Source organism: Rhodococcus sp. IEGM 1318, assembly GCF_033142465.1.
Lineage (GTDB): Bacteria > Actinomycetota > Actinomycetes > Mycobacteriales > Mycobacteriaceae > Rhodococcus_F > Rhodococcus_F qingshengii_B.
Genome location: NZ_JAWLSC010000005.1, coordinates 329,931 through 350,441, shown reverse-complemented (window position 1 = coordinate 350,441; position 20,511 = coordinate 329,931). Strand labels below are relative to the sequence as shown.

Below are 20,511 nucleotides of genomic sequence, written 5' to 3'. Positions count from 1 at the left end.
GATGAGTAGATGACCGTTGTTCGCAAGGAGTCCGCGTACGAGCAATCCCTCGACTGGATGCGCGCGCAGATCTCCGACGGCGCCTGGACCGTCGGCAACCGTGTTCCGACCGAGCCGGAGTTGATGAGTGTTCTCGGCGTCGGCCGGAACACCGTGCGCGAAGCGATCAAGACACTGACGTCGACGGGAGTCCTCGAGATCCGTCGCGGATCAGGGACCTTCGTGCGTGCTCGGACCGACATCGGCGGCCTGCTCGGCAAACACGCGTCCGTCGACGAGATGAAATACGTCTTCGAAGTGCGTCGTGCGCTCGAGATGGAAGCAGTCCGCTTGGCGTGTGAGCGTCGCGGCGACGACGACGTTCGGACACTGCGTGAGCTGGCCGCCAAGCGTGACATCCCAGCGGAGAACTTCGTCGACGTGGATCTCGCATTTCACATTGCCGTCGTCGATGCCGCTCACAATCCGGTTCTGAAAGATCTGTTTGCCGGGATCCTCGAAACCGTTCGCGCCACCTACGAGGTGACCGAAGGGGTGCATCCGCCGTCGCTGACGTCCTCGCATCACCGGGGAGTCGCCGAAGCCATTGCCGAACGAGATGTCAGCAAAGCCAGGGCGGCGGCGTGTGGGTACCTGGAAAAGACTCAGGAAGCGATCGGTTCAGGCTCGGCGGTTACCGAGTCCGGGCGTCGGCCAATCGGTTGAGGGACCCGGCGATGTCTTCGGCCTTCGGTGTTGTGATCGTGAGCCGGTCGCCACCGGCGAAGGTGACGACCACCGCCGGCCCGGTGCGGGTGACGACGCCGTAGTTGCGACGACCCTTGGCCTTGAGTCCCCAGCCGCCGAAGTCCGCGAACGGTTTGATTTCCGCGACGTCGGCTCCGACAACTTCATCGATGCCGTAGGTCATCGCAGCCATCCCCATGTTGATCACCCGGATTTCCCGGTCGCCGACGATCACCCGGAAGCGCACCAGGCTGACGACGAGCAGTCCGAGTGTCCCGAAGATGAACAGCGGCCAGAGTGACCGCATCGACAACGCCATGACGACTCCGGGTGCCAGAGTGATCGCAGTGATGATCACCGAACCCTTGGTGCTGAATCCGACGTCGTCGGAGATGGGTAAAGGGCAGCTGCTTCGTGGCAACCCGGCCGATGGTTTGGTCGCGGCAAGCGTGCGGACGCGGTAGTCGCGCAGGAATGAGGCACCGATCCAACCCAGCACCGCGCCGACGACAAAGCCGACACCGAGAGACCACAGCGGGAGTGACGTCGTAGTCGGATCGGTGACATCGAGTTGGGTGTAGAGCAGAGCGAAGTTCACTGTCGTAATGAGCCCGACCACGCTCAGTCCGACAACCAACATGAATCGACGCATCATCAACATCGCGGGAGCAAGAGCGGCAATTGCGCTGAGACCGCCACCGAAGAGCAGCGTCAGAAGTGCAATGGTCCACGCGTTGGAAGACGGGGTGGAGAACCCGTCCGGCGAGGTAGTGGTCCAGTGAGTCGCGATCTGCTCCGGGAGGCGAGGCTCCCACATTTTTGTCAGGACGAAGCCGAAGACCGCACACAACAGCGGAACGACTAGCCCGAATACGACCCCGGCCGGGTCGACCACGCGATGTTTCACGTGAATCAATGAGCCGGCTGGCAAGCATCCTTGAGCGCGCAGGCACCGCAGGAAGCGGTGCCGCAAGCGGCAGCGTTCGCCTTGGCCTCGGGGGTCTCCGCCACCTGCTCGTCTGCGGCAGGCTCGGAGTGTCCGCCGCAGTTGCAGTCGTTACCGCATCCGCTCTGCTGCGGGAGTGCGGCGGCAGCGCGGGCACCGATGCCTCCACCGAAACCGGCAGTGAGGACGGCGACGACGACGGCGATGATCGCGACCGCGACGCCGAAGACTCCGCCGATGGTCAGTGCTGCGACTCCGCCGATGACCAACATTCCGGCGGCCGCGAGCATGGTCGGACCGGCCACCTTGTTGGCGAGGGCGAACGACTCCTCGCTCCGCAGGGAATCTTCGGTGCGGACACCGGCCCAGCGGTTGCGCGGGAGTTTGCCGATCAGTCCGGCGACAGCAACTCCACCGACGGCGACAGCGAGCACGAATAGCACCACAGCGACAACGATCACCCATACAGGATAGGCGCGAGTGGAGTTGATGGTATGCCCGGGTCGCGCAGGCTCTACCCTGGTTATCGGTATTTCCGTCAGCCAAGTAGATAGCGACCATAGTGACCGAGTCTCCGCAGTCCCCCGATTCACCAGCCGACGCAACTCCGCAGCACCGCTACACCGCGGAGCTCGCCGGCCAGATCGAGCAGCACTGGCAGGACCGCTGGAGTGAGGAAGGCACGTTCAACGCGCCCAATCCGGTCGGTCCGCTCTCCTCGCCCGACGGTGTTCCTGCCGACAAGCTCTTCGTTCAGGACATGTTCCCGTACCCCTCGGGTTCGGGCCTGCACGTCGGTCACCCACTCGGATACATCGCCACGGATGTCTTCGCGCGCTTCCATCGCATGCAGGGCCGCAATGTCCTGCACACCCTCGGCTACGACGCCTTCGGGCTCCCGGCCGAGCAGTACGCCGTGCAGACGGGTACCCACCCGCGGACCACCACCGAGTCCAACATCGCCAACATGAAGCGCCAGCTGCGACGCCTGGGTCTGGGACACGACGAGCGTCGTAGCCTCGCGACGACGGATGTCGACTTCTACCACTGGACGCAGTGGATCTTCCTGCAGATCCATGGCGCCTGGTACGACAAGGAAGCCGGCAAGGCGCGTCGTATCTCGGAGTTGGAAGCCGAGTTCGATTCCGGTGAGCGCGCTCTGGAAGACGGACGCGAGTGGGCTTCGTTGGACGTGGCCGCGAAGGCCAAGGTTCTGGATTCGTACCGTCTTGTCTACCAGTCGGATTCGATGGTCAACTGGTGTCCCGGTTTGGGTACCGTCCTGGCCAACGAGGAAGTTACTGCCGACGGTCGTAGTGACCGCGGAAACTTCCCTGTCTTCCGTAAGCACCTCCAGCAGTGGATGATGCGCATCACCGCGTACTCAGACCGCCTGGTCGACGACCTCGAGTACCTGGATTGGCCGGACAAGGTCAAGGCCATGCAGCGTAACTGGATCGGACGCTCGTACGGCGCCGAAGTTACCTTTGCCGCAGGCCAATACGGCGTCGATGTGTTCACGACGCGCCCCGACACGCTGTTCGGCGCCACCTACGTGACGCTGGCTCCCGAGCACGATCTGGTGGACAAGCTCGTTGCGGACGAGTGGCCTGATGGTGTCGACGCACGCTGGACTGGCGGTGCCACGACTCCGGCGGAAGCTGTTGCTGCATACCGTAAGTCGATTGCCGCCAAGACCGACCTGGAGCGTCAGGAAAATAAGGAGAAGACGGGCGTCTTCCTCGGTTCCTACGCCGTCAATCCGGTCAACGGACACAAGGTTCCGATCTTCATCGCCGACTACGTTCTGACGGGCTACGGCACCGGCGCGATCATGGCAGTTCCGGGACATGATCATCGTGACTGGGAGTTCGCGAACGCGTTCGGTCTGGACATTCTCGAAGTTATTGCCGGTGGCGATGTTTCGGAGGCTGCGTACTCCGGTGACGGCCCGCTGGTGAACTCCGACTACCTCGACGGTTTGGACGTAGCCGAGGCCAAGGCGACCGTCATCAGTCGCCTCGAGGAGAGCGGCCAGGGCAAGGGCACAATCCAGTACAAGCTGCGCGACTGGCTTTTCGCGCGTCAGCGTTACTGGGGCGAGCCTTTCCCGATCGTCTACGACGCGGACGGCAACGCGCACGCCCTGCCGGATTCGGCTCTGCCCGTGGTGCTTCCGGAGGTCGAGGACTACGCACCGGTGTCCTTCGATCCGGACGACGCCAACTCCGAGCCCTCTCCCCCTCTGAACAAGGCGACCGACTGGGTCAACGTCGAGCTCGATCTCGGCGACGGTCTGCAGACCTACCACCGCGACACCAACGTCATGCCGCAGTGGGCAGGTAGCTCGTGGTACCAGCTGCGCTACATCGACCCCACTAACCAGGACGCCTTCTGCGACCCGCAGAACGAGGCGTACTGGACGGGTCCGCGTCCGGAACTGCACGGCCCCAACGATCCCGGTGGAGTCGACCTGTATGTCGGCGGCGTCGAGCATGCGGTGCTGCATCTGCTGTACTCGCGCTTCTGGCACAAGGTCCTGTTCGACCTGGGCTACGTGTCCTCGAGCGAGCCGTACCGTCGCCTGTACAACCAGGGCTACATCCAGGCATTCGCATACACCGATGCCCGCGGCGTCTACGTGCCCGCAGAAGAGGTCGTCGAGCGTGACGGCAAGTTCTTCTACGAGGGCGCCGAGGTCAACCGCGAGTACGGCAAGATGGGCAAGAGCCTGAAGAATGCCGTTGCGCCGGACGAGATCTGCGCCGAGTTCGGTGCAGACACCCTGCGTGTGTACGAGATGTCGATGGGTCCGCTGGACACCTCGCGTCCGTGGGCGACCAAGGATGTCGTCGGTGCTGCGCGATTCCTGCAGCGAGTGTGGCGCGTCGTCATCGACGAGGAGACCGGCAAGCCCCGTGTCACCGACGAAGCTCCTGGTGAGGAGACGCTGCGTGCGCTCAACAAGGCGATTTCCGGTGTCATCGAGGATTACACGGCGCTGCGCGACAACACGGCCGCTGCGAAGCTGATCGAGTACAACAACCACCTCACCAAGGCGTTCCCGGGTGGCGCGCCGCGTGCTGCCGTCGAGCCGCTGGTGCTGATGCTCGCTCCCCTGGCGCCGCACCTCGCGGAAGAGCTGTGGTCGCGTCTGGGGCACACGGAATCTCTTGCGCATGGCCCCTTCCCCGCCGTCGAGGAGAAGTGGCTCGTCGAGGACACCGTCGAGTACCCGATCCAGGTCAACGGCAAGGTTCGTAGCCGCATCAGCGTGCCGGCGGATGCCGATCGCAAGGCTGTCGAGGAGATCGCGCTGGCCGACGAGAAGATTGTCGCTCTGCTCGAGGGCAACGCACCACGCAAGGTGATCGTTGTGCCGGGCAAGATGGTGAACATAGTTCTGTAGGCGCTTCGCGCACGTGCGCCGTTTTGGTAGTTACCGCTACCGAAACGGCGCACAGTCGTATCTGGAGCCAATCAGTCGTTGTCCTGATTCTCCCGCTCCGCGGAACATTCTGTAGCGCGTGTTCGACGCGAGGGCTGTGATGCAGGTAACACGTTGCCGAGAACGGTAGCTGTCGTTCCACTGCACTTCCCCGCAAGGCCCCGGCCGACGGTATTCGGCAGGGGGTCAATCGAATTCGCAGGTGTCCCGAAAGGATTCTCCAGCCATGGCGTCTCATGTCCACAGCGACGGTTCGTCTCCCAGTCTGCCCGAATCGACGTCGATGCCGGAGCGGTGGACTCCGCGACTGGTGTTCTCGCTGGCGTCGATCGTTCTACTTCTCGAAATGCTCGCGGTGAGCTACATGATGATTTCCACTGCGCTGCCCGCCATCTCGGTGCATTATCAAACGACGCAGGGAGCTTGGCTGCTCACGTCGTTCCTGCTGCTGGGCGCGGTCGCGTCTCCTCTGCTCGGCAAGCTCGCCGACATGTACGGCAAACGTAAAGTCCTGCTCTTGGCGGTCGCCGGTGCAGCGGTCGGATCGTTCATTTCGGCGATTGCGCCGAGCTATGCCGTCTTGATTCTGGGCCGGTCGCTGACGGGCCTACTCGTTCCCTGCCTGTTCTTGAGTTACTCCCTCATCCGCGACGTGTTTCCGCCGAAAACCGTTGCCTTGGCTGTCAGTATCGCGACCTCCGGCATGGGTCTGATCGCGATTCCGGCGCCGTTCCTCACCGGTTGGTTGATCGACAACCACGGGTTCCGGAGCATCTTCTGGTTCTTCGTCATCGGTTTGGTTCTGCTCGGTGGCATGATTTTCGCTTCGACGGCGGAATCAGCTGTGCGACTGCGCTCTTCGCTGGACCTGATCGGTGCGGTACTGCTCGGATCGGGCATCGCCGGAATTCTGATCGGCGTCAGCTTCGGACCGACCTGGGGCTGGAAGAACGGTTCGACACTGGCCTATCTGATCGGCGGCGTCGCACTGCTGGTGGCTTGGGTTGCCTCTGCCCGAGCCATCCGTGAGCCCTTGATCGACCTGCGCTACTTCGGCAAGCGTTCGGTGATGCTCACCGCCGTCGGTGCCGGGTTCTGCTACGGCGCCTCGGGAGTCTTCACGATTCTGCTGCCGATGATGGTGATGACCCCAGCAGTTCTCGGCCTGGGATACGGATTCGGGGTCACGGCAGAGGGATTCGCGATCTTCCAGGCGCCCCTTGGTGGCATGGTGGTGGTCGGCGGCTTGATCGTAGGTTTCCTCGTGGGCCGCAACATCCGACCGCGTCTGCTGATGATCATCGGGATGATCCTCATGGCAGTCGGATTCACCTTGACGGCCACCATTCACGACAACAAGCCGCTGCTCATCATCTTTGCCGGAATCTTCGGTGTCGGAATGGGTATGGGCTACGCATCTATCCCGAACCTGCTCATCGAGGCAGTGCCGCCGCAGTTGCAGGCAACCACGGCGAGCATGGTTGCGGTCTTCCAGAGCATCTTCCCCGCTGTGCTTCCCGTCATCGCCTTCACGGTCTTGAACTCGCACATCGCGATGGCGATGGAGGGCGCTGTGTTCTACACCGACGAGGGCATGCGCATCGCGTTCCTGATCGGTGCTGCTGCAGCAGTTCTCGGTGCGATCGCAGCCGTATTCCTGCCGCGAAACATCGTCCAGATCGGCGCAGAGGACGGCGCGGCGCAGGAGACGTCCCTCCTGCCGGCTCACTGATCACGCGATGACCTGCGGCTACGGGCCAACGCCCGTAGCCGCACATCTCCATGGTGGCACCTCGATGTCATGCAAGATGAATCTTCTGCAGCGAGATCTCACCCCGCAGCGGACGCTCTGCAACCTGCGCCAGATCAGAGACGAATGTGTCCGCGATCGATCGGGTAGTGGTGAGTTGAACCGACAGAACATTGTTCGCCTGACTGCACACTGTTGCGCCGTACCGGTACGCCACCAGCGCCACTGGATCGACGCGTTGGAAAGTCGCGGTGACGTGTAGGCCGACCTGTGGTGTCACCGGAACGAACGGGCCGTGGTCCGTCTTGATGCGAACTATCCCGATGATCTTGTTGAGACGCTTGATCAACATAGCGTCGGAGATGGTTGCCGGACAACGGTACGCGATCGACATTCCGGTGACTCCCGGCGATGTCACGGACACCCACGTGGACAGACTGACGACGTCTACGCCAAGCTTCCACCCCAGCGAAGAAATACGGGCGAGAACTGCTGCGGTGTCATGGCATTCGACGACCATGGTGCCAACCCGTGTCGTTTCACCCATTCCCACGACCTCTTTCGGCTTAGAGAGGCAGTCCGGGCGCATCGACACCGACGATTCGCGATCCCCGGAAGAAGTCGAGAAGCTCTCTGTCGCCGTGTGCGCCGATACCGCTTCCGCCCCAGAAACTCTGGGTCGAGTGGTCGTCGAGGTCCAGGAGGCTGGTGCTGTTGATCTTGTTCTCACCGCACTCGATTCGGGTCGCAAGTTCACGAGCGGCGTCGACGTCGGCGCCGAACACGTATCCGGCCAGGCCGGTATCGAGAGCGTTGGCCTCGAGCAGCGCCTGCTCGTCGGTAGATGCTCGGTGCACGGTCAGGATCGGCCCGAAGGTCTCCGACTTGGTGTGCTCCGACGAGATCCCGTGCACCACTGTCGGAGGGAAGAACCATCCGGAAAGGTCCGGCACAGGGGTGCTCGAGACGGCCGTGCCGCCCACGCCGAGGAGGTAGTCGACAGTCGCCCGCATTCGTTGCAGTTGAGGCTCGTTCGCCTGCGGCCCCATCGTAGTGTTGCCGTCACCGGTTCGTCCGAGCGCGATTTCGGCCGTGCGGTCGAGTATTGCGTCGACAAGACGGTCGTGAAGGTGCGGCGGCACGAAGACGCTTCCCGGACTCTCACACCATTGCCCGTTGAGTTTGGTGAACCCGTCGACGAGTGCGGTCGCAGTCAGATCGATGTCGGCGTCGGCGCGGACGATCACGGGATTGTTGCTGCCGAGTTCGAGTTGAAGCGCCTTGAAGTCGGCCGAGGCCGCAGCGGCGATGGAACTGCCGGATGCTCGGCCGCCGGTGAACGCCAGTGCTCGGATTCGTCGATCGGCGGCCAGTAGATGCCCGACGTCCCCGCCGCCGTGAACGAGTTGAAACAGAGCTCTCGGTGCGTCGAGTTCGGCAATGGCACGCGAGATCGCCTCGGCGAGCACATTGGGGCCTGACGGAGCCCAGTTGGAGGGCTTGGCGATGACAGGAGCGCCCGCGGCCAATGCGAATGCGGTCTTCTTCGCGGTGATGAAGCTCGGTGCATTCCACGGTGCGATCACAGCGGTCGGGCCCCAAGCCAGACGATGTAATTGTGCGCCCGACGCCAACTGCTCGAACCCCGAGGAGTCTTCCAGATGCTTTGCAGCACTACGGAACAGATCGGGAAGTCCGCCCGCGAACAGCGTGCTGATCGATAGGGGGAGACCGTTGTTCTTTGAGTCCTCACGAGCGATCGCCGTTGTTCGTTCCTCGACAAGTTCGGCAGTTCTCTCGAGTAAGAGCACTCGGTCGGCTACCGATCGACGGGTCCAGACACCCGATCGATGGAGTTCTGTCGCGGCGGTGATTGCCCTCTCCACCTGATCGGCGGAAGACGAGAGTTGGGCTTGCAGTTTCTCTCCGGTGTCGGGATCGGAGAGAAATTCGCCGAGTTCGACAGCCGGTGGTTCGACGTTTCCGTCGATCGTGTTGTTCTGGGGCACGAGTGAGCATGAAGTGGTCATGACTGTCCTTCGTGGCGAAATCGTGTGTAGGTCAGATGTTGTCGAGGTAGCGTTCGCGTTCCCAGTCGGTGACTGCGGACATGAAGGAATCCCATTCGTCCTTGGCGACCGCCGCGTAGTGCGACACGACCTCGGCGCCGAACGCCGCGAGTGCGAACTCACTGGCTTCGAGCGCACGCGCCGCCTCGTCGAGTGTGCTGGGCAGCGGTTTCTGCTTCACCTTCTCGAGTGTGTCCGTGTCGCTGTATCCGTCGCGTCGTACTGGTGCGCCGGGATCGAGCTTTCGGCTCAGGCCGTCGTTCATCGACGCCAGAACGGCGGCGAGTGCGAGATACGGATTTGCGTCCGCCCCTGGCAGCCTCATTTCGAGACGGTTGGCGGACGGCGCCCCGGTAATGAGTCGGCAGGTCGTCGTCCTGTTGTCGAAACCCCAGGTCAAGCCGTTCCCTGAGAAGTCGTGGCTGGCTCTGGTCCGGCGCATCGAGTTGATGGTCGGCGTGTAGAACAGCATGAGTTCCGGGCAGTGTTCGAGAACGCCGCCGACCGCGTGCAGCAGTTCGGCACTCGCCGTGTTTTCTGCGTTTTCGTCGTGGAACGGAAAGGTGTCGTCGCTACGCATGGACGCGTGAATATGACACGACGAGCCCATGCCGTCGGTGCTCGGGCGTGCCATGAAGGTCGCAGTGAGCCCTTCCGCCGCCGCGACATCGTGGATCACCTGCTTGAAGAGCACATGGCGGTCGGCCATCTCGAGGGCGGTTCCGTATTCGAGATTGATCTCCCACTGGCCCAGCCCGTATTCGACCTGAGAGACCTCGACGGGAATCGCGCTCTCCTCCAAAGCGGTTCGTACCTTGCGGAAGAAGGGTTCCATCGCATTGCCGGCGGTGATGGTGTAGTCCGAGGGCACCAGGGTAGTGGGTTCGAGATCCCGATAGCCGCTGCGCCGCAACGCGTCGGGGGTACCCCGGTAGAGGTGGAACTCGAGTTCCGTTGCCGCGTAGACGGTGTGGCCGTCGGTTTCGAGCTTGTCGATCTGTTTGCGCAGGATCGTTCGCGGTGCGATCGGGACCAGCTCGCCGGTATGTTCGTCGACCGAGTCTGCGATGACGATGGCAGTGGACTCGAGCCACGACGCGCGTCGTAGTGTTCCCAGGTCAGGTTGCAGGCGGAAGTCGTGCCAGCCGGTGTGTCCGCCGGCGTAGTCGACTATCAGTTTGTCCATGCGTTGGTTGGCATCCCAGGCGTACACACAGGTGCACACATGCAGGCCCTCGTCGATGTTTGCGAGGAAAATTCGCGTCGGAACTCGCTTGCCGATCAAACGTCCGTAGAGGTCGATACCGGCGATGAGGACGGTGTCGATGTCGGACTCGGCGAGCTCGGCCGTGGTGAGCCGGCCTTTCATCGGGCGAGCCATCCGCCGTCGACGGGCAGCTGGACTCCACTGATGTAGGAGGCGTCGTCGGAGAGCAGGAAGGAGACTGCAGCACCCATGTCCTCGGGGCGTCCGACGCGCGGCACCAGGAGCCTGGACTTCATGAAGTCGAGAACTTCGCCGGAGGAGACGTCGATGCCAGGCAGGAAGGCGGTGGGGACCGGCCCGGGGGCGATTGCGTTGACTCGTACGTTGTACCGAGAGAGTTCGACGGCCAGAGCCTTCGTCAGCATCTTCACTCCACCCTTCGACGCGTTGTAGTGGACCTGGGCGAAGCCCTGGGAGGACACGACGACGTCCGCTTCCACCGTCGACAAGTTCACCACAGCGCCGCTGTTGCCGTCGCGGAAGTACGGGGTGGCGATCTGCGTGACGATGAACATGCCCTTGAGATTGACGTCGAGGACGAGGTCCCACTCTTCGTCGGTGAGGTTCTCCAGAGAACTCATCGTGATCAGACCGGCGTTGTTGACGAGGTAGTCGAAGCGTCCCCATTCGGCGACGGTGGCCTCGAAAGCGGCGCTCACGGCGGCGCGGTCGCGCACGTCGGCCTCGAGAGCGAGCGCGGGTGTGCCGTACTGCGATTCGATCAGTGCGACGGTCTCTTTTGCACTTTCGATGTGAAGGTCCACGACCGCGACGCGGGCACCGTCGGAGGCAAGGCGCAGTGCGATACCGCGGCCGATTCCGGAACCTGCACCGGTGATGAGGGCGACCTTGTTCTCATGCGTACGTGACATTGTTGTCTTCCATTCTGTGATGATCGGTCTGGCGAGAAGGATCGGTCTGGCGAGAGGTTGCAGCGTTGACGAGCCACGAGAAGAGCGGGTCGATGTCGACGAAGAATTCGGGGTGCCACTGCACGCCCACCACGGGGCGATCGTCGGCCTGGATGGCTTCGGCGACGCCGTCGAGCGCGCGTCCGACGATCCGCAACCCGTTCCCCGGGGTATCCACTGCCTGGTGGTGAAGGCTGTTCACGTGAATGCTGTTGCCGAACAGACTGTATGGGATGGAGCCGGACTCCAGGGCGACCTGTTGTGGTCGGTAGGTACGCGGATAGCCGAAGAAGCTGTGCGCCTCACCGGCGTCGGTGGGAAGATCGGCAATCAGTGTGCCCCCGCGGGCGACGTTGACGACCTGGTGTCCGCGGCATACTCCCAGGATCGGCAGTCCGATTTCCCAGGCCGCATCGACCAGGGCGAACTCGAATTCGTCCCGAGCGGGGTCGATCATCGAGGAGTTTGGTCCGGGGGTGCGGCCGTATCGCCTGGGGTCCACGTCGGAACCACCGCTGAGGATGAGGGCGTCGAGATGCTCGACGATTCGGCGCGGATCACTGTGGATGCTCAGCAGGATCGGTTGACCACCAGCGGCGCGGATCTTCGAGGGAAAATCGGTGAAGAACATTTCCATCAGCGCGTCGCCGACGACGTTGGGTAGTGACGGCCCGCCACGGTCGACGCGGCCGGTGACTCCGATCAGGGGCATGGCGGGGAGTGCCTCCGCCGTCATCGTGAATTGGGTCATAGGAGCGAGCATAGAACCATTGAATGGCTTTTCGCTAGAGTTTGGCTTGTAAAGTTGGGGTAACGGGTTCGAAGTGCCGCGCGCTGCTGTATCTATTCAAGGACAGTTGCGAATGGGAGCGTTCGATTTCGTAGGTCAAGACGAAGCGTAAGAGTCGGTCCAGGCGCCGAGTAGGGGGTACGAGACGTGCAGATCGACAAGCTGCCGGCCATCGAATTCATGGTCAGTGCACCGACGTTGGGGGAGGATATCGCTCGACGCTTGCGACTGCTCATTCACAGCGGCGCGCTCAGTCCCGGTGATCGCCTGCCGTCCGAGCGTGAACTGTCTCAGCAACTCGAAGTCGGTCGAGTCAGTGTGAGAGAAGCCATCCGAATCCTTCAGGCGATGGGATACATCGAGGTGCGGCGAGGAGCCACGGGCGGATCGTTCGTTTCGGAGTTGACCAGGCCTTATGAAGACTGGGTTGGCCAGTTGAAAGCGCGCGAAGCAGATATCGACGAGATCGTCGACCTCCGTATCGGGTTGGAAATGCGAACGGCAAGCCTCGCGGCGGTCCGGCGAACCGATCGTCATCTTCTCGAGTTGCTCGAATCCATTGAGCAATTGGGGGTTTCCGGAAGTCGGGGATCGTTCCGGGCTTGTGACGCCAGGTTCCACGGCGGTATCGCCAGAGCGGCGGGAAACAGCAGGTTGGAGGCCGCTGTGGTCGAAGCTCGCGGCGAAATGTTCGTCCCCGTCGATCATCTCGTGTTCGAAGACCAGGTCGAGGCTTCGAGGGTGGAGCACAAGGAGATCTTCGAGGCGATCAAGCGGGGCGACAGCGCTCGCGCGGCGGAGGCGATGGAACGTCACATTCTGCACGCAAAAGACGAGCTCAAACGCTTGGCGCTGCAGGAAGAAGGCTGACGGGAGCGCGACTAACGGACGGTTCGTCCCGTTTTTCGCAAGTAAAAGTTTTGTGAATTGGGTCCCGAATCGACTTCAATGGTTCTAACATCGCCGGTATGACCCATACTTCCGTCAATGCTTCACGCGATGCATCCGGCGATGACCGAACTCTTCGAGGCTCGCTGGGTACCGGTTCGATAGTCCTCATGGTCGTTGCCGCGGCCGCTCCCCTGACTGTGATCAGTGGGCTTGTGCCGCTGGGCATTTCCGGGGGCAACGGTGCGGGCTTCCCCATGACCTTCGCCGTGACAACCGGTGTACTTCTGCTCTTCGCAGTCGGATTCACCGCGATGTCGCGTTACATCCCGGGAACCGGAGCGTTCTATCTCTACATCGGACATGGTCTCGGCCGTGGTGCCGGCGTCGGCAGTGCGATGTTGGCGCTTGTCAGTTACAGCACAGTGCAATTGGCCGTATACGGCTACCTCGGCCCGGCAATGAGTTCGTTGATCACCTCGTACGGTGGTCCGGAGGTGCCGTGGTGGATCTTCTCGCTCGCCTCGTTGGCTCTGGTCGCCGTCCTCGGATTTCGTCATATCGAGTTGTCGGGCAAGGTGCTCGGCATCCTGTTGATCGCAGAGGTCGGGATCGTCGTCGTCCTCGACGCTTTCATTATCGCCGACGGTGGTCCGGAAGGTCCGTCGACGGCGATGTTCTCCCCGTCGGAGATCTTCTCCGGATCCCCGGGCGTCGCATTGGTATTCGCGCTTGCTGGTTACATCGGCTTCGAGTCCACGGCGATCTTCCGCGACGAGGCGAAGGATCCGGCGCGGACGATCCCACGAGCGACGTACGCCGCCTTGATCCTTATCGGTGGCTTCTATGCTCTCTCCAGTTGGGCGGTCGTGACGGCTTGGGGTGATACGGGTGCCGTGGACATTGCGGGCACCGACCCCGACGGCATGTTGATCACCACTGCCACCGACTTTGCCGGATCGGTGACGGCCCATCTGATTCAAATTTTGTTGGTGTCCAGTCTCTTTGCCGCAGTTCTGTCTCTCCATAACGTCTTGGCGAGATACATCTTTGTTCTGTCGAACACCGGCGTTCTGCCGGGCGCAGGTGGGCGTACGCACCGCGTGCATGGTTCGCCGCACATCGCGTCAGTGGTGCAATCCTGCTGTGCTCTGGTGCTTCTCGGCGCTTGCATCGTCATCGGTCTGGATCCGGTGACACAGATCTTCGCGTGGTTCGCCGGTGTCGCAACGGTGGGGATCGTGGCTCTCATGTTGCTCACGTGCCTTGCAGTTCTCGTCTTCTTTCGTCGTACGAAAGTTGATCAGCGTTTCTGGCACACCAAACTTGCCCCGAGCCTGGGGCTCGTCGGCCTCATCGGATTTGCGATCGCCATTGCCGGAAACCTCCCGCTTCTTCTGGGTGGCAACGTACTGGCCGTGGTGATGACCGGAGTACTGGTGCTCGCGTTTGTCGGTGGGTTCCTCTATGCGCGTCGACGCAAGCAAGTGAGCTTCGAACTCCCCTCGTGAGAGGGCCTTCGGTGAAATGATGTGTGCACCCGCACTCGAGAAAGCAGGACTCCCATGACGTTCGCGGATCTGGACGGCGATGAACTGTGGAGTTACCTGAGGGAGCGTTCAGGATTGCCCGGCCAGCGTGCGAACCTCGCGCTCATACTCGAGTTCGCGCGCGGCGCCGACAGTGACGACGTTCTGCAGGCGGTGGAGTCCGAAGACGAATACATCCGTTGCTGTGGGATCGTCGGGCTCGGATTCATCCTCGTTCGTTCACGCGACAAGGCTGTTCTGGACAGTCTGACGGAGGCAACCACTAGTGCGTCGTGGCGTGCACGTGAAGCTGCCGCGATGGCCGTTCAGGCGATAGGTGACACTGATCCGGAATTGTTGCGGGCGATCATCGAGCAGTGGGCACGTTCCGCTCATCCATTGACGCTTCGCGCAGCGGCCGCCGGGATCTGCGAGCCGCGGTTGCTCAAGGACAAGGTGAACGCTGCGCTGGCCGTTCAGGTGTGCCGAGACGCTACCGAGTGGATCGTCGCGCAACCAGCTGATGCCCGTCGTGAAGCCGACACACGCACTCTCCGCCAGGCGCTCGGGTACTGCTGGAGCGTCGCGGTCGCAGCGGATCCGGAGAATGCACTGCCGGCGTTCGTCTCCCTGGAGGCGTCGGACGACGCCGATGTCGTCTGGATCGTGCGGGAGAACCGGAAGAAGGCCCGGCTGCGCAAGGTGCTCGAAACCTGACCCGTGGATCAGGGACGTAGGTTATCCTCAGAATTAGAACCTGTTCTAACTACGAGGGGTAGACCATGGCACCGTCCGCAGAGGTAATCCGCAAGACCGTCGACGCCTACATCGAGACAGTTGCCACGGGCACTGCCGCCCAGGTTGTGGCCCTGTATGCCGAGGGTGCAACCGTCGAAGATCCGGTGGGCACCGACGTGCGCACCACCCGCGAGTCCATTCTCGAGTTCTACTCTGTGATCGAGAACTTCGACCAGGAAGCTCACCTTCAGACCCTCCGCATTGCCGGAAACGAAGCGGCATTCCACTTCTCGCTGATCACCAAGCTCGGCGAGCAGACGTTGACCATCGCACCCATCGACGTCATGACCTTCGACGACGACGGAAAGATCCTGTCGATGCGCGCATTCTGGAACCAGGAAGACATGATCACCGCCTGACATGACGGTGAGAACGATCGATGTCGACGGATTCCGTTGGCAGATTGACGATTCCGGTTCTGGGACAGCTGTGATTATGTGTCACGGCTTTCCCGGCCTCGGGTACAGCTATCGCCATCAGTCGGCAGCGTTGGCGGAAGCTGGCTTTCGAGCGATTACGCTCGACATGCCCGGGTACGGCGGCACCACGCGCCCGGATACCGTCGACGACTACACCAACGATGCCGTCGCGAACCGGCTGACCGACCTACTCGACGCTCTCGGAATCGACAAAGCGGTGTTCGTCGGCCACGATTTCGGCGCGCCCGTCGCGTGGACCACCGCTCTGCGCCACCCCGATCGTGTTGCGGGGCTTGTCTCGTTGGCGGTCCCCTATGCGCCCGACAGGTTCCCCGCAAAACCCTCGACCATCTACGCCGCGATGGCGCGCAAGCATTTTCTGCACATTCACTATTTCCAAGAACCGGGTGTCGCGGAGCGCGAACTCGACGCCCGTCCACGTGAATTCCTTCAACGGCTCTTCCATGCCCTCTCCGGGGCTTACCGGTACCTTGACGTCTGGAAGAACCCGTCCGAAGGAAACGGCTACCTCGACGTACTTCCCGAGGGTCCTGCATTGCCGTGGTCGTGGCTCACCGAGGACGATCTGGATGTTTATGTAAAGGCCTTTACTGCAACAGGTTTCACAGGTGGATTGAACTGGTACCGAGCGTACGACGCCAACTGGGAACGCAGCGCGGATCTGGACGGAGCGCACATCGACGTCCCGACGCTCTTCGTCGCGGGCGCCGAGGATCCGGTCATCGCGATGAGCGGCCCCAAGGCATTGGACCGCATGAAGGACACCGTCCCCGACCTGCGGGGTGTGCACCTTCTCAGCGGCGCGGGGCACTTCGTACAACAGGAACGTGCTACCGAGGTCAATGAACTTTTGATCTCTTTCCTTCGGTCGCTCTAGGCGAAATCGGGCCGAAGGTCTAGCGTTGCGCAGATGCGCACCAGGATCTTCGATCGCGGTATTCGGGTAGGTATCACCGGTGCTCTTGTTGCCGGTTCGCTTCTGGCTCTGGGTGTGTCCGGTGCCGCGGCCGCGCCGCCCTGCCCTGGATCGTCCCCCGCAATCCTCAGCGCCCAGATTCCGGGCGCAGCCCTCGAGGGTGTCACCGTGGACGGGCAGGGTCGCCTGTACACGACAGACCTGGTGAGTGGCCGAATCTTCCGCGTCGACGCGCCTGGTCAGGCCGCAGTTCCGATCGCGACGGTTCCCGGCGGTGCGGGCGCACTCGCGTGGAGCCCGGACGGTTCACTGCTGGTGGGAACCGGAGCAAACGCCGGCGTGCTGATCGGCGATCTGACGCGTGCTGCGTCGGTCGCGCGGGTGGACGTGAACTCGGGTGCTGTGACGCCGATCGCCGGTGGTCTGAGCGCTGCAAACGGCCTCGCCGTCGCGCACGACGGAACGATCTATGCCACCAACGATTTCGGTTCGTTGATCGGTAAGGTCAGCCCAGGCGGTGCCGTCGACCCGGCGTGGGCAACCTTCCCGAGTGCAAACGGCGCCGCCCTGAGCGCCGATAATCGCTGGCTCTACGTCTCGCGCACGTTCGCAAACCCGGGTGTCAGCCGCATCTCCGTCGACAATCCAGGGTATTCGGAATCGTTGGTCGATCTCGGCGGTCTCGAAACCTTCTCTGCCCCAGATGGTTTGACCCTGGACTCGCGAGATCGCGCAATCGTTCCCACGGACATCAGTGGTGAGGTGTGGCGGATCGACGGACCCGGCCAGTACTGCTCGCTCACCAGCGGACTGCAGGCGTCGAGCGTGTTGACCTACGGGCGTGGCAATTCCGGTTTCGCGGGCGGGCATCTCTACCGCGCCGGGTTCGACGGAAAGATCTTCGAGATTCCGGCTGGCTTCGACGCGGGCGCCCAGGCGGCAACCCCGTAACGCGACATCCTGACGCGACTTACCCACTACTGATGCCGGGACTGCCGGAATCGTCCATACTGGTCTGCATGGCGGAAACGAGTGAGATCGACGAGGCCGAGGTGGCCCTTCCCGCGATACCGCAGCCGTTGTTGACCCCGCTCACGGAAGCTGCGATCTTCCTGGTTTTCACCATCGACGAGGGTGGTGAGCAGGCAGTTCACGACGTTCTGGCGGATATTTCCGGGCTGCAGCGCTCGATCGGATTCCGGGTGCCTGCAGGTGGCTTGGCCGCCGTCGTCGGCATCGGTTCGGACGCGTGGGACCGGCTTTTCGAGGGGCCACGGCCGGCAGAATTGCATCCATTTGTCGAGTTGACCGGTGACAAACACCACGCTCCGCGTACGCCGGGCGATCTGTTGTTCCACATCCGGGCCCGTCAGATGGACCTGTGCTTCGAGTTCGCCACGGTCGTGACCAACAGGTTGGCCGGCGCCGCGTCGGTGATCGACGAGGTCCACGGGTTCAAGTACTTCGAGCAACGCGATCTCATGGGTTTTGTCGACGGCACCGAGAACCCGTCCGGGCAGGCCGCATACGTCGCGGTCACTGTCGGTGACGAGGATCCGGACTTCGCGGGCAGCAGTTATGTCATCGTCCAGAAGTACCTCCACGACATGTCTGAGTGGAACTCACTGCCCGTCGAGGAGCAGGAGAACGTCATCGGACGCTCCAAGCTCGAAGACCTCGAGATGGACGACGACACCAAACCTGCCAACTCCCACACCGCACTCACCGTCATCGAGGACGAATCCGGTGAGCAGATCCAGATCCTGCGCGACAACATGCCGTTCGGCCACGTCGGCTCCGCTGAAATGGGAACCTACTTCATCGGTTACTCGGCGTCCCCGACGGTCACCGAGCAGATGCTCACCAACATGTTCATCGGGAATCCCGTCGGGAACTACGACCGCATTCTCGACTTCTCCACCGCCGTCACCGGAATCAACTTCTTCGTTCCGACGGCGGACTTTCTCGACGATCCCCCGGACTTGCCGACCAGGCTCGTTCCCGAAGCGACCTTCACAGCGCCCATCTCTGACGGTTCTCTCGGAATCGGCAGCCTCAAAAGGAGTGCCCAGCAATGACAAACCTGCACCGCGACCTAGCACCCATTTCGGCAGCAGCCTGGGCCGAGATCGAGGAAGAGGCCAGCCGTACCTTCAAGCGTCACGTCGCCGGTCGTCGTGTCGTGGACGTGGAGGGACCGTCGGGTGACGATCTCGCGGCCATCCCGCTCGGGCATCAGGTGCCGATCAATCCCTTGGCCGACGGCGTCATCGCACATGCTCGTCAGTCGCAGCCGATCATCGAACTGCGGGTTCCGTTCACCATCAGTCGACAGGCCATCGACGACGTCGAACGCGGCGCCAAGGACTCCGACTGGCAGCCCGTCAAGGACGCGGCCAAGCAGATCGCTTTCGCCGAGGACCGCGCCATCTTCGAGGGATACCCCGCAGCCAGCATCACCGGCGTCCGGGCCAGCGGTTCCAACCCGGAACTGAAGCTCCCCATCGACGCCAAGGACTACCCGGAGGCCATCAGCCAGGCGATCACGTCGCTGCGCTTGGCCGGTGTCAACGGACCGTACTCACTGCTCCTGAATGCCGACGCGTTCACCGCGATCAACGAGACCTCCGATCACGGCTACCCCATCCGCGAGCACCTGCGACGCGTTCTCGACGGCGAGATCATCTGGGCCCCAGCCATCGACGGCGCTTTCCTGCTGTCGACGCGTGGTGGCGACTACGAACTGCATCTGGGCCAGGACCTGTCCATCGGCTATCTCTCGCACGATGCGAACTCCGTCGAGCTGTACTTCCAGGAATCGATGACGTTCCTCATGTACACCAGCGAAGCTGTTGTCTCACTTGCGTAAGAGCCTTCGAAACCTCTGATGCCAGGGCGAGCGAGGCAGTTCGCCGATGTCCTGGAGGTGGGCGACAAAGGCCTGGGCATCCGCATGCGAAGACGTCTTCGGCCGTCCGTCCGCCCACGCTGTGAACAACCGAAGATAGCGATCGCCGAGGGTGTGGCGCACGACCGGAAGGTGGTGCGCCACTTCTCCTGCGCGCTTTCGGAGCAGTGCCGTCGAGACAACGGCAGCATCGTCTTTGTCGAAGCCTTCGGGTAGTTCGCCGCCCGCCACCAGAGCGCGAATCAGCGCCTCTTGACGCTCACCGAGCGTGCTCATGTGCGTGACCAATCGGTGCCGGCCGTGATGCGATCCAGACCAGCTGCGTCGGCAATGGCATCGAGCTCGTCGAGCAATTCCACTGCCGGCGGATAGTTGCCGTCTCGCTCGAGCATGATCGCGGGATGGTGACCGGCGGCGGTGAACTGCGCAAGGAGTTCCAGCACTGCTTCGGGCACCGGATCGGTGTGCGTGTCGTGGTACTTGCCGTCGCTGATACTGCCACCGGCGATGTGGCAGTATGCGATTCGCTCGAGTGGCAGTCGGCTCAGCTCGGCCCACGGATCACGCCCGCGGTTGAGGGCATTGGCATAGACGTTCGCGATGTCGAGAACCAGCAGGGCCCCGGTTCGTTCGACGATTTCCGCGAGAAACTCCCCTTCGGTCAACTCGTCGTCGGGCCAGTCGAAAAGGGCGGCAACGTTTTCGACGGCAAACGGTACCGGTAGACCGTCCTGAGTGCGGGTGATGTTGCATACCAAGGCGTCGACGGCTTCGTAGGTGCGCGGCAGTGGGAGCAGGTGCCCGGCCTCGATGCCGCCCGCCCGCACGAAGGCGATGTGCTCACTCGCCAAGGGGGCGTCCAGTAGCTGAGCCGCCTGCGCAAGGTGATCGATCCGTGCCTGATCTACCGCCTCGGCTCCGCCAAGCGAGAGCGAGATTCCGTGCGGGATCACCGGAACTCCCAGCGAACCGAGGTGCGGCGGTACCTCGTTACCGATGGATTCGGCAATGACTTCGCAGAATGCCAAGCCGTCTAGCTGCGCGATGATTCCGGAGACCTCGGGACGCCAACCGATTCCCAATCCGTACAGGGCCATTCGAGTCACCTCCCGTGTGCAACTGCTA

Annotated in this window: 20 protein-coding genes; 11 read left to right on the top strand and 9 right to left on the bottom strand. The window is 62.4% G+C overall.

What is annotated here, in order from left to right; translation table 11 throughout:
* Window positions 1-9: 9 nt before the first annotated feature.
* Window positions 10-705: a FadR/GntR family transcriptional regulator gene (locus R4P65_RS14885; protein WP_317827086.1), complete on the top strand. Its 696-nt coding sequence runs from the start codon at window positions 10-12 to the stop codon at window positions 703-705.
* On the opposite strand, the gene R4P65_RS14880 is transcribed toward R4P65_RS14885, so the two are convergent.
* Window positions 674-1,633 carry a DUF1648 domain-containing protein gene (locus R4P65_RS14880; RefSeq protein WP_317827085.1) on the bottom strand — a complete coding sequence of 320 codons (960 nt, stop codon included), beginning with the start codon at window positions 1,631-1,633 and terminating at the stop codon, window positions 674-676. The two genes, R4P65_RS14885 and R4P65_RS14880, sit on opposite strands and share 32 nt — an antisense overlap.
* Before the next feature lie 5 nt (window positions 1,634-1,638).
* The gene (locus R4P65_RS14875; RefSeq protein WP_230816221.1) at window positions 1,639-2,133 is read right to left on the bottom strand and encodes an SdpI family protein; all 495 of its coding nucleotides are present in this window, start codon (window positions 2,131-2,133) and stop codon (window positions 1,639-1,641) included.
* Window positions 2,134-2,234: 101 nt separating this feature from the next.
* Here R4P65_RS14875 and leuS point away from each other — a divergent pair, with 101 nt between their 5' ends.
* Complete coding sequence (leuS, locus tag R4P65_RS14870) at window positions 2,235-5,081, top strand: leucine--tRNA ligase (protein WP_317827084.1); 2,847 nt, start codon at window positions 2,235-2,237, stop codon at window positions 5,079-5,081.
* Between the two features lie 322 nt (window positions 5,082-5,403).
* Window positions 5,404-6,852 (top strand): MFS transporter, encoded by a 1,449-nt coding sequence (locus tag R4P65_RS14865; RefSeq protein WP_185564507.1) that lies wholly within the window; start codon window positions 5,404-5,406, stop codon window positions 6,850-6,852.
* 67 nt (window positions 6,853-6,919) lie between these two features.
* Here the strand turns inward: R4P65_RS14865 and R4P65_RS14860 are convergent, their stop codons facing one another.
* Genes R4P65_RS14860 through R4P65_RS14840 form a run of 5 tightly spaced genes read right to left on the bottom strand, consistent with a single transcriptional unit; the run spans window position 6,920 to window position 11,868 of the window.
* Window positions 6,920-7,417, bottom strand: a complete 498-nt coding sequence (locus tag R4P65_RS14860; RefSeq protein WP_317827083.1) for a hypothetical protein — start codon at window positions 7,415-7,417, stop codon at window positions 6,920-6,922.
* 19 nt (window positions 7,418-7,436) lie between these two features.
* The gene (locus R4P65_RS14855; RefSeq protein ID WP_317827082.1) at window positions 7,437-8,900 is read right to left on the bottom strand and encodes an aldehyde dehydrogenase family protein; all 1,464 of its coding nucleotides are present in this window, start codon (window positions 8,898-8,900) and stop codon (window positions 7,437-7,439) included.
* 31 nt (window positions 8,901-8,931) lie between these two features.
* Window positions 8,932-10,308, bottom strand: coding sequence for a glutamine synthetase family protein (locus R4P65_RS14850; RefSeq protein WP_317827081.1), 1,377 nt, complete (start codon window positions 10,306-10,308; stop codon window positions 8,932-8,934).
* Window positions 10,305-11,078: an SDR family NAD(P)-dependent oxidoreductase gene (locus R4P65_RS14845; RefSeq protein WP_021332597.1), complete on the bottom strand. Its 774-nt coding sequence runs from the start codon at window positions 11,076-11,078 to the stop codon at window positions 10,305-10,307. The genes R4P65_RS14850 and R4P65_RS14845 overlap by 4 nt, the downstream gene beginning before the upstream one ends.
* Window positions 11,062-11,868: a gamma-glutamyl-gamma-aminobutyrate hydrolase family protein gene (locus tag R4P65_RS14840; protein ID WP_317827079.1), complete on the bottom strand. Its 807-nt coding sequence runs from the start codon at window positions 11,866-11,868 to the stop codon at window positions 11,062-11,064. The genes R4P65_RS14845 and R4P65_RS14840 overlap by 17 nt, the downstream gene beginning before the upstream one ends.
* Window positions 11,869-12,054: 186 nt before the next feature.
* On the opposite strand from R4P65_RS14840, the gene R4P65_RS14835 reads away from it, so the two are divergent.
* The 8 genes from R4P65_RS14835 to R4P65_RS14800 all read left to right on the top strand — a co-directional run bounded on the left by R4P65_RS14835 (window position 12,055) and on the right by R4P65_RS14800 (window position 19,347).
* Window positions 12,055-12,777 (top strand): FadR/GntR family transcriptional regulator, encoded by a 723-nt coding sequence (locus tag R4P65_RS14835; protein ID WP_007729085.1) that lies wholly within the window; start codon window positions 12,055-12,057, stop codon window positions 12,775-12,777.
* Window positions 12,778-12,875: 98 nt separating this feature from the next.
* Window positions 12,876-14,306, top strand: a complete 1,431-nt coding sequence (locus R4P65_RS14830; RefSeq protein WP_317827078.1) for an APC family permease — start codon at window positions 12,876-12,878, stop codon at window positions 14,304-14,306.
* Window positions 14,307-14,360: 54 nt separating this feature from the next.
* Window positions 14,361-15,041 carry a HEAT repeat domain-containing protein gene (locus tag R4P65_RS14825; RefSeq protein ID WP_317827077.1) on the top strand — a complete coding sequence of 227 codons (681 nt, stop codon included), beginning with the start codon at window positions 14,361-14,363 and terminating at the stop codon, window positions 15,039-15,041.
* 65 nt (window positions 15,042-15,106) lie between these two features.
* Entirely contained in the window at window positions 15,107-15,481 is a 375-nt protein-coding gene (locus R4P65_RS14820) for a nuclear transport factor 2 family protein (protein WP_003942502.1), read from the top strand.
* A gap of 1 nt (window position 15,482) precedes the next feature.
* Window positions 15,483-16,439, top strand: coding sequence for an alpha/beta hydrolase (locus tag R4P65_RS14815; RefSeq protein WP_317827076.1), 957 nt, complete (start codon window positions 15,483-15,485; stop codon window positions 16,437-16,439).
* Window positions 16,440-16,472: 33 nt separating this feature from the next.
* A complete protein-coding gene (locus tag R4P65_RS14810) occupies window positions 16,473-17,429 on the top strand; it encodes an SMP-30/gluconolactonase/LRE family protein (protein WP_317827075.1) in 957 nt (318 codons plus the stop codon).
* A 68-nt stretch (window positions 17,430-17,497) separates the two neighbouring features.
* Entirely contained in the window at window positions 17,498-18,556 is a 1,059-nt protein-coding gene (locus R4P65_RS14805) for a Dyp-type peroxidase (RefSeq protein ID WP_230816232.1), read from the top strand.
* Window positions 18,553-19,347 (top strand): family 1 encapsulin nanocompartment shell protein, encoded by a 795-nt coding sequence (locus R4P65_RS14800; RefSeq protein WP_230816233.1) that lies wholly within the window; start codon window positions 18,553-18,555, stop codon window positions 19,345-19,347. Before R4P65_RS14805 ends, R4P65_RS14800 begins: the two co-directional genes overlap by 4 nt.
* Here the strand turns inward: R4P65_RS14800 and R4P65_RS14795 are convergent.
* On the bottom strand, window positions 19,336-19,662 hold the full coding sequence (locus tag R4P65_RS14795; protein ID WP_019746170.1) for a hypothetical protein: 327 nt from the start codon (window positions 19,660-19,662) through the stop codon (window positions 19,336-19,338). The genes R4P65_RS14800 and R4P65_RS14795 overlap by 12 nt on opposite strands.
* Window positions 19,659-20,483 (bottom strand): DUF692 domain-containing protein, encoded by an 825-nt coding sequence (locus R4P65_RS14790; RefSeq protein WP_230816235.1) that lies wholly within the window; start codon window positions 20,481-20,483, stop codon window positions 19,659-19,661. Before R4P65_RS14790 ends, R4P65_RS14795 begins: the two co-directional genes overlap by 4 nt.
* Window positions 20,484-20,511 lie beyond the last annotated feature (28 nt).

Coding starts and splice junctions, on each gene's coding strand:
- R4P65_RS14885 (WP_317827086.1), top strand. CDS start 10: ATGACCGTTGTTCGCAAGGAGTCCGCGTACGAGCAATCCCTCGACTGG.
- R4P65_RS14865 (WP_185564507.1), top strand. CDS start 5,404: ATGCCGGAGCGGTGGACTCCGCGACTGGTGTTCTCGCTGGCGTCGATC.
- R4P65_RS14860 (WP_317827083.1), bottom strand. CDS start 7,417: ATGGGTGAAACGACACGGGTTGGCACCATGGTCGTCGAATGCCATGAC.
- R4P65_RS14855 (WP_317827082.1), bottom strand. CDS start 8,900: ATGACCACTTCATGCTCACTCGTGCCCCAGAACAACACGATCGACGGA.
- R4P65_RS14850 (WP_317827081.1), bottom strand. CDS start 10,308: ATGAAAGGCCGGCTCACCACGGCCGAGCTCGCCGAGTCCGACATCGAC.
- R4P65_RS14845 (WP_021332597.1), bottom strand. CDS start 11,078: ATGTCACGTACGCATGAGAACAAGGTCGCCCTCATCACCGGTGCAGGT.
- R4P65_RS14840 (WP_317827079.1), bottom strand. CDS start 11,868: ATGACCCAATTCACGATGACGGCGGAGGCACTCCCCGCCATGCCCCTG.
- R4P65_RS14830 (WP_317827078.1), top strand. CDS start 12,876: ATGACCCATACTTCCGTCAATGCTTCACGCGATGCATCCGGCGATGAC.
- R4P65_RS14825 (WP_317827077.1), top strand. CDS start 14,361: ATGACGTTCGCGGATCTGGACGGCGATGAACTGTGGAGTTACCTGAGG.
- R4P65_RS14820 (WP_003942502.1), top strand. CDS start 15,107: ATGGCACCGTCCGCAGAGGTAATCCGCAAGACCGTCGACGCCTACATC.
- R4P65_RS14815 (WP_317827076.1), top strand. CDS start 15,483: ATGACGGTGAGAACGATCGATGTCGACGGATTCCGTTGGCAGATTGAC.
- R4P65_RS14810 (WP_317827075.1), top strand. CDS start 16,473: ATGCGCACCAGGATCTTCGATCGCGGTATTCGGGTAGGTATCACCGGT.
- R4P65_RS14805 (WP_230816232.1), top strand. CDS start 17,498: ATGGCGGAAACGAGTGAGATCGACGAGGCCGAGGTGGCCCTTCCCGCG.
- R4P65_RS14800 (WP_230816233.1), top strand. CDS start 18,553: ATGACAAACCTGCACCGCGACCTAGCACCCATTTCGGCAGCAGCCTGG.
- R4P65_RS14795 (WP_019746170.1), bottom strand. CDS start 19,662: ATGAGCACGCTCGGTGAGCGTCAAGAGGCGCTGATTCGCGCTCTGGTG.
- R4P65_RS14790 (WP_230816235.1), bottom strand. CDS start 20,483: ATGGCCCTGTACGGATTGGGAATCGGTTGGCGTCCCGAGGTCTCCGGA.